The organism is Planococcus ruber, assembly GCF_022819085.1.
Classification (GTDB): Bacteria; Bacillota; Bacilli; order Bacillales_A; family Planococcaceae; genus Planococcus; species Planococcus ruber.
Window position 1 is genome coordinate 92,642 of sequence record NZ_JALHAG010000012.1, and the last position, 13,890, is coordinate 106,531.

The 13,890-nt window shown below is 46.6% G+C and carries 13 protein-coding genes; 6 read left to right on the forward strand and 7 right to left on the reverse strand.

The annotated features are described in order from the left end of the window. Positions 1–170 precede the first annotated feature (170 nt). From MTR82_RS15315 to MTR82_RS15335, 5 genes are read left to right on the forward strand one after another with little or no spacing between them, the layout of a single operon-like run. Positions 171–713, forward strand: coding sequence for a helix-turn-helix domain-containing protein (locus MTR82_RS15315; protein ID WP_052652917.1), 543 nt, complete (start codon positions 171–173; stop codon positions 711–713). A 26-nt stretch (positions 714–739) separates the two neighbouring features. Next, positions 740–2,785: a hydantoinase/oxoprolinase family protein gene (locus tag MTR82_RS15320; protein ID WP_246809737.1), complete on the forward strand. Its 2,046-nt coding sequence runs from the start codon at positions 740–742 to the stop codon at positions 2,783–2,785. A 10-nt stretch (positions 2,786–2,795) separates the two neighbouring features. Next, positions 2,796–4,523 (forward strand): hydantoinase B/oxoprolinase family protein, encoded by a 1,728-nt coding sequence (locus tag MTR82_RS15325; protein ID WP_425024027.1) that lies wholly within the window; start codon positions 2,796–2,798, stop codon positions 4,521–4,523. Positions 4,524–4,525: 2 nt separating this feature from the next. Further along, on the forward strand, positions 4,526–4,855 hold the full coding sequence (locus MTR82_RS15330) for a cupin domain-containing protein (RefSeq protein ID WP_246809739.1): 330 nt from the start codon (positions 4,526–4,528) through the stop codon (positions 4,853–4,855). A gap of 39 nt (positions 4,856–4,894) precedes the next feature. Beyond that, entirely contained in the window at positions 4,895–6,250 is a 1,356-nt protein-coding gene (locus tag MTR82_RS15335; RefSeq protein WP_246809740.1) for a purine-cytosine permease family protein, read from the forward strand. 316 nt (positions 6,251–6,566) lie between these two features. Here the strand turns inward: MTR82_RS15335 and MTR82_RS15340 are convergent, their stop codons facing one another. From MTR82_RS15340 to MTR82_RS15370, 7 genes are all read right to left on the reverse strand, one after another. Next, on the reverse strand, positions 6,567–6,734 hold the full coding sequence (locus tag MTR82_RS15340) for a hypothetical protein (RefSeq protein ID WP_246809741.1): 168 nt from the start codon (positions 6,732–6,734) through the stop codon (positions 6,567–6,569). A 52-nt stretch (positions 6,735–6,786) separates the two neighbouring features. After that, a complete protein-coding gene (locus MTR82_RS15345) occupies positions 6,787–7,056 on the reverse strand; it encodes a hypothetical protein (RefSeq protein ID WP_246809742.1) in 270 nt (89 codons plus the stop codon). Positions 7,057–7,105: 49 nt separating this feature from the next. Then, positions 7,106–8,044, reverse strand: coding sequence for a formimidoylglutamase (gene hutG / locus MTR82_RS15350; RefSeq protein WP_246809743.1), 939 nt, complete (start codon positions 8,042–8,044; stop codon positions 7,106–7,108). A gap of 120 nt (positions 8,045–8,164) precedes the next feature. Then, on the reverse strand, positions 8,165–8,554 hold the full coding sequence (locus MTR82_RS15355) for a hypothetical protein (RefSeq protein ID WP_246809744.1): 390 nt from the start codon (positions 8,552–8,554) through the stop codon (positions 8,165–8,167). A gap of 16 nt (positions 8,555–8,570) precedes the next feature. Continuing rightward, positions 8,571–9,956: a sensor histidine kinase gene (locus MTR82_RS15360; protein ID WP_246809745.1), complete on the reverse strand. Its 1,386-nt coding sequence runs from the start codon at positions 9,954–9,956 to the stop codon at positions 8,571–8,573. Next, positions 9,953–10,624, reverse strand: a complete 672-nt coding sequence (locus MTR82_RS15365; protein WP_246809746.1) for a response regulator transcription factor — start codon at positions 10,622–10,624, stop codon at positions 9,953–9,955. The genes MTR82_RS15360 and MTR82_RS15365 overlap by 4 nt, the downstream gene beginning before the upstream one ends. A 66-nt stretch (positions 10,625–10,690) precedes the next feature. After that, entirely contained in the window at positions 10,691–12,790 is a 2,100-nt protein-coding gene (locus MTR82_RS15370) for an MMPL family transporter (protein ID WP_246809747.1), read from the reverse strand. Between the two features lie 248 nt (positions 12,791–13,038). Between MTR82_RS15370 and MTR82_RS15375 the strand changes: the two genes are divergently transcribed. Further along, positions 13,039–13,647 (forward strand): type 1 glutamine amidotransferase family protein, encoded by a 609-nt coding sequence (locus tag MTR82_RS15375; protein WP_246809748.1) that lies wholly within the window; start codon positions 13,039–13,041, stop codon positions 13,645–13,647. Positions 13,648–13,890 lie beyond the last annotated feature (243 nt).

Consider the following 13,890-nt stretch of genomic DNA (forward strand, 5'->3'; position numbering starts at 1 on the left):
ACAAAGATTCTCTTACCTGAAAGTGTCAACAAAGCATAAAAAATAAACTAATTTTAATTTAAAAAATATTCTACCAATTTAAAAATGATTATGCTATCATAGTAAAAAGTTTAATTAAACTAGAATTTTTACTGTTGCACTGTATTTTTGAAAGGGAAAGGTACTCAAATATGGATGGAATTTATCAAAAAATCAAGAATTTAAGAATTGAGAAAGGTCTTACTTTAAAAGATCTTAGTGAGAAAACAGAGCTGTCCGTCAGTTTTTTGTCTCAAATTGAAAGAGGTTCTTCTTCCCTTGCCATTACTTCTTTAAAGAAAATTGCCGATGCGTTTTCAGTCCCAATTACTTTTTTCTTTGATTCAGATACAAACCATAATTACATGCTGAAGGAAGAAGACCGCAAGCCGTTTAAATTAGAAGGAGCTTCAACCACGTATACACGGTTGAATGGGGAATTCGGAGGGCGTTCGTTAGAACCCTTGCTTGTGACCTTAGCTCCCAAGCAAACACAAACACAAACTTCCGATCATCCTGGTGAAGAATTTTATTACGTATTAAAGGGGGCAGCTTTATTTAAAGTAGACGGAAAGGAATATTTCGTCAGAGAAGGGGATTCTATTCACTATCCTTCAGAGGTTCCGCATTCTTGGGAAAATCCATTAAATGAAGAGACGGTTATTCTTTGCGTACTGACACCAGTGATATTTTAAATCAATAAGAAAGAAGGGGAATATTGATGAGAGTGGCTACTGATATTGGAGGAACTTTTACGGATTTGGTTTATGTGGATGATAACGGAAAAGTCGGAGTGGCAAAAAGCCATACGACACCTCCGAATTTTGAACAAGGGGTCATCGATGTAATCGAAAAAAGCGGCATTGACCAGCAGGACATTGAAACATTCATTCATGGAACCACGGTCATCATTAACGCCTTAACTGAACGTAAGGGAGTTAAGACAGGTTTAATTACCACCAAAGGGTTTCGGGATGTAATTGAAATCGCGCGGGGAAATCGGCCGGATCTCTTCAATGTCCGCTACAAGAAACCGGTTCCATTTGTAGAACGTTATTTACGCCAAGAAGTTGAAGAACGCCTGAACCAAAAAGGGGAAGTCATAACTCCGCTCAATATTAACCAGATTACCGAACTCATCGAATACTTTAAAAAAGAACAAGTTGAAGCACTCGCAGTTTCTTATTTGCATGCCTATAAAAATCCTGAGCATGAACAACAGACTGTTGAGTTGATCCAGCAGCTGTGGCCGGAAGTTGCTGTGACGGCTTCCCACGAAGTCACTAAAGAGTGGCGCGAATACGAGCGCACGAATACAGCGGTTTTGAACTCTTATGTAAAGCCAATCGCTTCAAGCTATATTAACCGTTTGAACAATAAACTCGTCGAGAACGATGCTGACAGTTTCAATTATATTATGCAGTCGAATGGCGGTACAACGACGTTCGAACAGGCAAAAAAGACACCAATCAATATGGTGGAATCCGGACCTGTTGCAGGGATTTACGGTGCCGCATATCTTGGGGAAATCATCGGGGAGAAAAATGTTATCGCATTTGACATCGGTGGGACAACTGCCAAATGTTCATTGATCAGCAACGGGGAAGTTAAAGTTTCCACAGATTATTACATTGAAAAAGATGATTTAAATGCAGGATATCCGATCAAATCACCGGTGGTTGATATTGTTGAAATCGGCAATGGTGGAGGTTCTATCGCCTGGATCGACGAAGGCGGTTCGTTGAAAGTCGGACCGCATTCAGCTGGAGCGGTGCCGGGGCCGGTCGCTTACGGACAAGGTGGAACTGAGCCGACAACTACTGACGCTAATTTGCTGACTGGACGCTTGTCGCCCGAAAACTTCGACTACCAGGTCAATTTGGAATCGGTGAAGCAAGCGATCCATGACAAAGTATCTAAAGTTTACGGTTTGACCGAAGAAGAAGGAGCACTCGGCATCATCCGTATCGCTAATGCTAATATGCTAAATGCTTTAAAACTCATTTCGGTCCGCAAAGGCTACGATCCGAGGGATTTCACCCTAGTGGCATTTGGTGGAGGAGGTTCTATGCATGCACCAGCCCTTGCGCGTGATTTGGGAGTAAAAAAAGTCGTTGTTCCAGTTGCTTCATCTGTCTTTTCTGCGTGGGGAATGCTCATGACAGATTTGCGCCATGATTACATTCAGACTTACATCAACCGTCTTCAGGATATTGACTTAAGCGAGTTGAATAACGAATGGAATAAACTCGAATCACAAGCGAAAGAGCAGTACGCAGAAGAAAATGTAAAAGAAGAAGAAATTGTCTTTAACCGATTTGTTGATATGCGCTATTCAGGACAGGAGCATACAGTGAAAGTGCCATTGGCAGGAGGGGTTATTAACGAAGAAACAATCAAAGATGTGATTGCTTTGTTCCATGAATTGCATGAGCAGAGTTTCACATTCAAATTGGTCGAAGCACAGACAGAGATTGTCAATTTACATTTAACTGCTTTCGGTTCTGTCCAAAAGCCTGAACTTCAAAAATTTGAAGTGGAGAATCGGCCATTGGAATCCGCATTAAAAGAAACAAGAAATGTTTTCTATGAGAACGAAGGCTGGGTGCCGACTAAAGTTTATCACCGTGATTTGCTTGTACCTGGGATGAAGATCGAGGGACCGGCGATTGTCGAAGAACCAACAGCTACTACTGTTTTCTATTCAGAACAAACCTTATCGGTTGATGCTTATGGAAACTTACTAATCGAGTTGGAGGTGCAATAAGATGACAGCTATGAGCCAAGTGAAAGTCGATCCGTTTACGATTGAAATCGTCAAAGATTCTTTAATTGCTATTGGGGACGAGATGTTTCATGCACTGGCACGTACATCGATGAGTCCGATTATCTATGAAGTTTTGGATTATGCGAGCGGTTTAACAGATGCTAAAGGACAGTTATTGACCCAAGGAAATGGTGTTACCGGATTTATTGGAATGTTGACGTTCATGGTGAAAGAAACTTTAAATAAATTTGGCGAAGAAGGATTAAATGAAGGGGATATCATTATCATCAACGATTCGTATGTTGGCGGCGGTTCACATTTATCGGATGTCGGATTGGTGATGCCGATTTTCCACGAAGGAAAACTAGTTGCATTTTCTGCCAACAAAGCACATTGGACTGATGTCGGAGGTAAAGATCCTGGTTCATTCAGCAATGACGCTACAGAAATTTACCAGGAAGGGCTGCAATTCCCATGCGTCAAATTATTCGATGAAGGCAAACTGAATCAATCAGTTCTAGACATTATAAAAGTGAATATCCGTTTCCCGGATTTATCCATCGGGGACTTATGGGCTCAGGTAGCGGCGCTTCGGACAGGTGATAAACGTGTGAAAGAACTATGTGAAAAAAATGGAGCAGAAGTTGTGCAAGCATCCATTGACCACCATTTGGACCATGGAGAACAGATGGCAAGAAAAGAATTGGCCAAACTGCCAAAAGGTGAATTTTATGCAGAGGATTTCGTTGATGATGACGGTTTCGAAAATGGTCCTTTTCCAATTAAAGTGAAAGTGACCATTACTGATGACAAATTCATCTGTGATTTCCGCGGAAGCCATCCGCAAGTGCCTGGTCCAGTAAACTGCACTTATACAGGGCTTGTATCTGCTGTTCGCACAATTTTTCTGGCAGCTACAAATCCCTCGCAGGATGTAAACGATGGAGTTTTCCGTCCGCTTGAAATCATTACCGATCCGAAATCAATTCTTGCTGCCGAGCGCCCAGCTCCGGTATCAATCTACTGGGAAAGTATGCAAGGAGGCGCAGATCTTGTGTGGCAGGCATTGGCACCTTCCCTTCCGGAACGATTGTCTGCGGGTCAATTATTATCAGTTTGTGCAGTGACTTTATCAGGAGATCACCACGAAACAAATGAACCATTCCTGATTGTAGAGCCTTCAGCAGGCGGGTGGGGAGCTGCGAAAGGGCAGGACGGTGCAAGAGGACAGTTCTGCATCGGTGATGGCGAAACCTATAACGTTCCAGTTGAAGTAGCCGAAACACGCTATGGTGTCATGATTGACGAATACAGTCTCCGGACGGATGGAGCAGGGGCTGGCCAATATATTGGCGGGGCAGGAGTGACCCGAGCTTATCGCGCTATGACAGATAAACAATTCGTATCAGCGACATTCGGGCGCAATAAATATTTGCCATGGGGATTAAATGGCGGGGAACAAGGTTCTCCGAATGAATTCACTATCGAAAAGGCTAATGGCGAAAAAGATGGTCCATTTGGTATTTATCCACGGTATCCGTTAAATAAAGACGACGTCGTCAAACTGATGACGGCAACTGGCGGCGGATACGGAGAGCCGAAAAAACGGCCGGCAGAACAAGTTGCAAGAGATGTGAAGAATGAATACCTCACGGTCGAGCAAGCAAAAGAAGTATTTGGAGTCATTGTCAATGAAGAGACATTTGAAGTGGACGGTTTAATCGGGAGAGGAGCATAAGCATGGACATTTTAAACATCAAAGAGTTGGAACAGCAAGGCAATGAAGCATATTCAATGCATACCATATTTGAAGAGAAGCAATCTGAAACGACAGTCAAGGTAGGGCATGTTGTCATACGTCCCGGCGAAACAGTGCCATTATCCGGAGTTTCAAAACATGAAGAAAACGAATACTCAGTTATTGTCAAAGGCTCACTCGTTACTGAAATCGAAGGCAAGCAATATCGCGTTTCAGCCGGACAAGCCACCTACATTCCAAAAGGAGAAGAACATATAGCGGTTAATGATGGCAAGGAAGACTGTGAACTGGTCTTTGTCATGGTCGGTTAATTAGATAAACAAATCATCAAACCAAAAGGGGGATTGAAAATGGGAAAAAAGGGCTCAACAAATGCAGTAGGAAAAGATGAAGCTTTAGCAGCGATTCCAGGGGATAAACGTCAGCACTGGCTGACACCAGCAATGATTTTTGGAGGATTGGAATTTACAATACCTGTCCTGATGGTAGGGGCGACACTTGCAGGTGCATTCGGCATGTCGGAGATTTTCTGGATACTGCTTGTTTCTTTATTTATTATCCAATGGATCGGCAATGCGGTTGCTGGATACATCGGTGCCAAAACAGGCCGTTCTTCTTCCGTTATTGCCCGTACTAGTTTTGGAGCTGCCCAAGCTAGATTTATCGTCGGAATGACCATTTTCATCGTGTCTCTCGGATGGTGGGCTTTACAGACAGCGGTTGCCGGAAATGCCATATCAGCCATGCTCGGCATTGACTATGAAAATGAATTTATGCCGTGGGCGATTGTTACTGTAATTGTGGGCTTGCTGTTCGCAATCCCATCTATCATTGGTTATGGTTCAATGAAATGGACCGATTACATTGCAGTTCCAGCAGGACTTTTGCTAATCATTGGCGGTATTTTTTATGCGCTTCAAAATACAGGTTGGAGCACCATTATGTCATGGCGTCCGGAACCATCCATGACTTTCCTTGCTGCATTGAGCCTGGTAATCGGAATCAACGTTTCGCAGTGGGTGATCGCTTCCGATTATACACGTTATGCAAAACCGAAAGTTAAAGACAACGTTCTAATTCCGCTTGGTATTATCGCTGTTGGGTTCCCGTTATTCTATGTCGGTGCAATCATGTCAGTCGGTGTTGGAGATGCCGATATCGTAAATGTCATGATGAATCTTGGCTTCCCGGTTTGGGGCTTCCTGATCCTTTGGTTTGCGACTTGGACAAGCCAATTAGTCAATAACTATAGTATGGGCTTGGCTATGGCGAATATCTTCAATGTCAATTCTAATAAAGGCCGTGCTATTTTGACATTAATCGGTACTATCATCGCGATCATTATCGCTTTAGCAGGAATTCTGGATTATTTCATGGACTTCCTTTATATGACGGCATTGATCTATCCAGCTATTGCAGGAGTCATGATGGCTGATTTCTTCTTGATCCGAAAGCAGCAATGGGTGGACAATAAAGGGTGGAACTGGATGGCAACGATTGCGCTTGTAGTGGGGGTGCTGGTCGGTTATTTAACACAGTACGTCAATACGTTCGGAATTCCAGCTGTCCAATCGTTAATCGCATCAGGAATTGTTTACTTTGCAGTAATGAAAGTAAAAGCAGCCGTCAAACCTGATCACTTCACAGGGCTAGTTAAGGCAGAAGCAACAAATCCTGAATTGGATCAGAAGACAGAATTGGTTTAAAAGATTGAGGAATTCGTTTTTTACGAGCACCTGATTGAAATATTAGAATAAAAAAGCCATCGCCAAAGCGATGGCTTCCTTTTAAGAGATTGGCTGTTTTTCGCGAGCGAAAAACAGCCGCTTTTAGGCATACAGCGGGTTTTTGCAATTCCGCAAACAAACTTCAATATTGCGCAAATAACCATGCGTATTGCGCAAACAAAAGCAGTTATTCCGCAAACAAAATATAAAATTCCGCAAACAAACCACACTCCGCCGTCACTCAAAACGCTCTAAAACTAAAAAAGCCTGAAGAGGATCCCATCCTCTCCATGCCTTATGTATCGCTTCTCAAACCAAGCTCCAATTTCTTTTTTTCAAGCGCCACTTGATCGCGCTTCAGTTCAATCTCAGCCAACTTCACTTTCGCCTTTTTGTTCATTTCAAAACCGATCAAGAAAAGAAAGCCGAGGCCAAGAATGGTGCCCATCATCAATAATTCCATCAAATCGCCTCCGTAGCTAAAATACGGACGAGCCTAAAAAAATTTCAAAAATTTAACAAATTGTCATTTCGCCCATTTCAATCTCGCCGCTTTGGTCGTCGACAAAGTCTTTGCCGGACGCGCAATTCGCCTCGTTTTCCCATTCGACGACATACCTGCCCTTGACATGTTCGACGGAAACCAAGTGGACCTTGCCGATAGGTCCTTCATGATCATCAAGCACAATTTCCACTGCTTGTGTCTCGGTAATCTTCGCCTCTCCATAAAAGCAGCCTGATAAAACCAAAACCGCGCCGCCCAATAAAACCAGCAAGCTCTTCATTGCCATCACTCCTTTTCCAGTAGACGGAAACGGCTCAAAAGAAGTTACATCAATGGAACGCCGCCAGCATTTCAGCCAGCAAATAAGCCGCCAGTTTTGCCGTCTTGCCGTGTTCATCAAGTTCCGGATTGACTTCACATAAATCGAAGCTGATGATCTTTTCGTTTTCGACGATATGCCACAGCAATTGCCGCACGATGGCCGGCTCCAATCCGAAAGGCGACGGGGCCATGACGCCGGGTGCATACAACGAAGACAAGGCATTCATCGACAGGCTTAAGAAAACCGCGTCGTGTTCATGGCAGAACGCATCGATGACGGATTGGGCTTGCTGGATATTGCCCATCGCAAACTCTTCAGCCAAGACAAAGCGGGCGCCCAATGCTTCTGCTTTATTGAACATGGTGCGGGTATTTGCGAGCGGCTGGATGCCGAGTGCCAGCACTCCGCTGTTTGCATCGGCTTCAAGAATTTGGCGGAACATCGAGCTTGCAGTCGGCGGTTCCGCCTCGCGCAAATCGAAATGCGCATCGATGGTGATGATGCCGATTTTGGCATCTGGTCCCGCAAATTGCCGAACGCCTAGGTAGTGGCCGTATGCCGTTTCGTGGCCGCCTCCTAAAATGATCGGAATCGTCGATTTCAGTAGGCGTTCAACATGTTCGCCGAGTTCGCGCTGCGCCTTTTCCATCGCATCGCCTTTGCACATCACGGCACCGACATCGATCGTCTTTCGGTCGCCGAGGTGGTAAGGGAGATCCGCAAGGTGGCGGCGGATTTCGTTCGAAGCTTCTGCTGCCCCGGGTTTGCCGCCGAGGCGCCGTACGCCTTCGTCGCATTCAAAACCGAGAATAGCAAAAGGCGAGCCTTCTGACGGCACTTCATCCGTGCCGAGAAATTCGACGGCCTGGTGAAAATAAAAACTGTGGCGGTCAGTTTTACTGTCGATGCGTCCATGCCAAAAATGTGATTTCGGTAATTTATACAAATCCAACACCCCCGGATTGATGGAATTTTATCGTGTTCTTATTCCTTATTGTAATGAATTTTTGATTTCTTTGCTCAAAAAAATCCCCTCAGAAAGAGAAATCTAAGGGGATTACGTATTTTATTCTTTTTCTGTCACGAACGTTACAACCAAGAACAGGAAGAACGCGATCAGCAGCAAGCTGCCGCCAACGATAAAGTAAATCATGACAAAGGTTTCATTCCAATTGAACGGGTTTAAATTATACAGCCACATGCCGCTTGTCAGCATGAACGCACCGGCCATAGCTACGATGCTGTGGATCGTGACGAGCAGTTTGAAACGGACGGTATAGACGCGGTAGAAAATCCCCCAGGCAAAAACGGACAGCCAGCCGACGAGAAGTATGTGGGCGTGAATCGGGCGAAGGGAATAGTCCATTTCGCCGGCCATCATCGACCCTAAAAAGGTACCGAACAGCCCAAACACGGCTGCGACTTGAATTAAGCGTATACTCCAAACTTTTTCCATTAACATTTCCTCCTAATCAAGTTTCATCCAGCGAAAAGCGGATGGTGAAGGTGCTGCCGACACCGACTTCACTCGTCACGTCCACCAAGCCGTGATGCAAAGCGACAATCTGTTGGACAATGGATAGCCCAAGTCCCGTGCCGTCTTTTTTGCGGGCGGCATCGACCCTGTAAAAGCGGTCGAACAGCTGGCCGATTGCCGGTTCGCTGATCCCGATGCCGCTGTCTTTGAATTCCACAACCACTTCGCTCCCGGATGCCTGCAGCGTGATTTCGATGCTGCCTCCGGGTTTATTGTACTTAATGGCATTGGTCAATAAATTCTCCCAGACGTTTTCGAGCAGTTCCGCGTCGCCGAAGAACGACAGCGGCGCGAGCTTATAGGAAATATCGATGTCTTCTTCCTCCAGGCGCCAGCGGTATTTCTGGACAACGCGCTTCAGTTGCTCATCGAGCGGAAACGCTTTTTGCTTCATCGGGTACGCGCCTTGGTCAAGCGACGTGAGCAGCAGCAATTGCCGCGTCAAACTCGACAGCCGTTTCGCTTCCTGGTCGATGATCGCCGTATAGGCGAGCCGGTCGCTTTCGGCCAGATTCGGCGACGCCAACAGGTCCGCGTAGCCTTGGATGTTCATGAGCGGCGACTGGAAATCGTGCGATACGTTGCTAATAAACGATTTCCGCGCCAGATCGTTATGCTTCAATTGCGTCTGCATCAAATTGAAGCTCTCCGATAACTGGCCGATTTCATCGTTGCGCTGGATGTTCAACGGGTAATTATAGTTTTCCTGCGCAATGTGTTTCGTCGCTTCGGTCAGCTGGACAATCGGCCGCGTCAATTGCCGGGCGAGCCAAATCATGCCGGCGATGCTGACGATGGCAATGGCCAGGACAAACGCGATCAGGACCGAGTGGATATCTGCACCGACCAGTTTCGTATCCGGCCGGATAAAGAGGCCGTAAGATTCACCTTCAAACTCAAAAGGCACGCCGACCGTATTATGAAGCTGATTGGTGAAGTGGGCAATCATGAAAATCCTGCTCGATAAGTTGTCGATGCCGGTATAAATTTCGCCGTCCGTCAACACGCGCTCGGCTTCTTCAGGCAATTCGGTATTGTCAAAAGCGTCTCCGTAAAAAGTCTTTTGCCCCGTACTGTCTACGACGGCTAGCTGATAGCCGAGGTTCGAGACGGATTCGAGGTAGCCGGCAAAACTGTCTTGCGAATGGGGCGCCATGTTCAGGCTGGAGACAATTTCATCCGCAATCTCGAGATTTTGCTCGATTGCCCGTTCTTTCATGACGGTTAAATAAAATCCGTTTGCCAATGTAAAGCCAATCACAATGGCTACGAGCAAAATGAACAGCGTTGCAACGATAAACTGCCGGTACAAGGTTTTCATTTCGGTGCCTCGAGCTTGTAGCCTATGCCTCGGAGCGTATGGATTTCCACGTCGGCTCCGTAGCGTTTCAGCCGTTCGCGGATGCGGTTGATATGCGTATTCAAAGTCATTTCGTTGCCGTCATGGTCTTCGCCCCAGACGTAATCCATCAGAAGGGAGCGCGGCGTTGCCTGATTGGCGCGCGACACGAGAAGCGACAGCAATTCGAATTCTTTGAGCGGCAGGATCAAGGTTTCGTGGCCGATCGCCACTTCGAAATTGCGGCGGTTGATCGACACATTGCCGGCTTGCAGGTTTTCCTGCACGGCACGTTCCGAGCGCCGCAGCACGACCGCAACCCGGAACAGCAATTCCTTCGGCTCGAACGGCTTCACCATATAATCTTCCGTGCCGGACAAAAATCCTTTTTCTTTATCTTCCAACTGGCCTTTAGCGGTCAATAGGATTACGGGAATCGCCAAGTCCTGCGTCAGGATCCGGGTCAATTCATAGCCGTCCATGCTGGGCATCATCACATCGACAATCGCCAAATCGACCTGGATTTCTTCCAAAAGCAATAACGCTTCTGCCGCATCGTTGGCCCGGAATACCGTATAGCCTTCTTTTTCAAGGTGGATCACCACCAATTGCTGGATATATAAGTCGTCGTCAACGACCAGTATTTTCATGGGAAATCCTCCTGTCAGTAAAAAGCCCGGCGCGTATGCCGGCCGGACTCTTTTATTATGAAGGGTTTACTTGTCTTTTTCAAAAAACAATATCAGTGCCGGAAGCAGCATGCCGCGCACTAAGAACGTATCGATCAAAATGCCGATTGAAACCATGAAGCCGAAAACGAACAAGTCGGCGATTGGCATCGTCGTCAGTGCTGCGAATGTGGCTGCCAGGATGATGCCGGCAGAAGAAATGACGCCGCCGGTATTCTTGATCGCGATTTCAAGCGCATCTTTGACTTTATGCAGTTTGCGTTCTTCCATGAAACGCGAGACCAAAATAATGTTGTAGTCGATGCCGAGCGCGACCAGGAAGATGAACGCATAGACCGGAACGCGGGTACTGATGGCATCAAAGCCGAACAACACATCGACCAGGAAAATTCCAAGGCCGAGCGCCGATACGTACGACAAGAGAATCGTCGCCATCATGTAAATCGGCATTTTCCACGAACGCGTCAAAGCGAACAAGAGCACAAGGATCAATAAAGTCTCGAGAAGGACGATTTTGTAGATGTCGCTGTTATTGACTTCGCGTTCGTCTACAAGTTTCGGGGTAATGCCGCCGAAATACGTCTCGCCGTCAATGCCTGCATCGTTAAGCAAGGCCGGGCTGTCGCTGCGCAGTTGTTCCACAAAATCCAGCGCTTCGGTTGTATACGGGTTAAGCGATAAGGCGATGCTGAATTTTGCGGCAGTGCCGTCTTCTGTCTGGCCGGACAAACGGGCCGATGCCACTTCGTCATAAGCCGTCAATTGTTCCGAAAGGGCTGCGGCCGCTTCTTCTGAAATCGGCTCCTCGCTTTCCACCAGCAAAGTGGACGGCGCGATTTCGCCTTTTTCAAAGTTCTGTTCGACAATTTCATAGCCGACGCGGGAAGGCATGTCTTCAGGGAACGATTTCACCGTGTCGAATTCAAAATCAAGATTGAATACATTCAATGCTGAAATGATCATCAATACAGCGACTAGGCCGCCGGAAAGAACGGGTTTATTGACCACAAATTTTGCGACCGGCCCCCAGATGCCGTGCTTCACTTCTTTTGCTTGGCCGTATTTCGGCACTTTCGGCCAGAACGCTTTGCGGCCAAACAGCGTGAAGAGCGCCGGGATCAATGTAATGGAAGCGATCATGATGATGAATACCGCTGTCCCGAAGATCGGTGCAAAGTTCGCGTAATCGCGGAAGTCGGCAAAGAACAAGATCAGCATCGCAGCAAGCACGGTACCGCCGGCAAAGAACACCGGTTCACCGGTTGCGCGCATCGCGTGTTTCATTGCTTCGTATTTATTTTCATAATGGTTCAGTTCTTCGCGGAAGCGCGAGAAGACAAATAGCGAATAGTCGATGACGGCCGCAAACAAGAGAATGCTCATGATCGACGTCGTTTGGCTCGTCAGTTCAAGTCCGGCCGCCCCCATGAACGCCAAGGTCTGGTTCACGACCTGATACACAATGATCGTCGCCAGCAGCGGGATGAAGGCGAGCAGCGGTGAACGGTAAATCACGATCAACAAGACCAAAATGATCAACACCGTCGCGATCAATAAAACAAAATCCGCTTCTTCAAATAGTTTCACCGTGTCGCCGGCAATTCCGGCAGGTCCTGTGATATAAAATTCCATGTTGTCGTACCCGGCAGCAATTTCATTGCCGATGTCAGAAGCTTCGTCGTTGATTTCCACGAAGTCTGCACTGCCGAGTCCGGCTTCAAGCGTCATCGGGATAATCATCGTCGACTTGTCTTCAGAGAAAAAGCCTTCGAGGGCAGGAGGCGGCAGCTGGCTGATGTCGACAATTGAGTCGATGCCGTCGATGTTAGCTTCAGTGATGCCCGCTAGGATTTCTTTTGTCGCTTCAAGGTCCACTTCGCCATCAGAATGATGGAAGACCAAAATTCCAGGCGTCCCTTGATCGTTCGGGAAGTATTCCTTCAGTTTGTCGTCGGCAATGATCGATTCCGCATCATCCGGCAGCGATTGGAAATTCGCCACTTTGTAGTCGTTGAGGCGCGGACCCATGCTGAGTCCAAGCATCAAGACCACCCAGAAGATCAACGTGATCGTCATCCCTTTTTTCGTCGAGACCCAATCCGTGATCGGGTTCAAAAATTTATTCATGTGGTGACACTCCTTTTTCATTTTAAGAATAATTTCCTCCTTAGCATAGCGGACGAATATAAATTGAATATCAATTTTCCGTGGCGAGAGTTTGAACAGTTTTTGCAAAAGCTCAATAATAAATCAGAGCGCTAGGGACAAGCGTTAAAAAGAGTGAATTTTCCATACACTCTATGTATCTGCATGGTATAATTCATATTAAATGATAGATGCGTTCGGTTGGGGAGAGTTTATTTTGAAAAGGAGCGATGGGAGTGGAGAAGGTTTTATTTGTGCTGCTTGAAGAATATGCCGACTGGGAAGCGGCATCCATTGCCGCGGCGTTGAATGAAGAGCCGGAACAAGGGGAGAAGTTGTACGAAGTGAAGACGGTATCGCTATCGAAAGAGCCCGTGACATCGATCGGCGGCTTCCGAACCTTGCCGGATTACGCGCTGGATGAAGTGGAAGACGACTTTGCCGGCGTAATTTTGATCGGCGGCAATTCGTGGCGGAAAGAAGAAAGCAAGCCGGTCATTGAACTGGTGCATCGAGCGCTGGATGCTGAGAAAGTCGTGGAAGCAATTTGCGATGGCACGGTCTTTCTTGGCATGAACGGAATTTTAAACAACGGGGCTCACACAAGCAATGATTTGGCGGAGCTGCAGAGAGCGGCAGGCGAAAACTACACAGGCGAAAGCCGCTATCTGGAGCAGCAGGCGGTGCGCGACGGCAATCTGATCACAGCGAACGGCTCCGCTAATCTGGAATTCGGAAAAGAAGTGTTGATGGCACTGGAGGCAGCGCCGCAAGAAGAAATCGATGAATGGTACGATTTCTTCAAGAAAGGCTATTACGAGTTCCATGCAAGCAAATAAAGTTCTACAAGCCTCCTTTTAGAGGGTGCTTTTTTGTCTGTCTGGGGGAGTTGGGAGAATCAGAACAGAAGTTGGGAGTATTCAAGCGAAAGTCGGGAGTATTTCATAAGAAGTTGGGAGTAAATCGACTTCAAGATCCGTCACAAAATAAAACAGGCGAGATAAAAGCTTATTTTCACTAAGGACGTTTGAAATAACTTATATATGAGTATATACTAATATATACATATAGAAGAATCACCC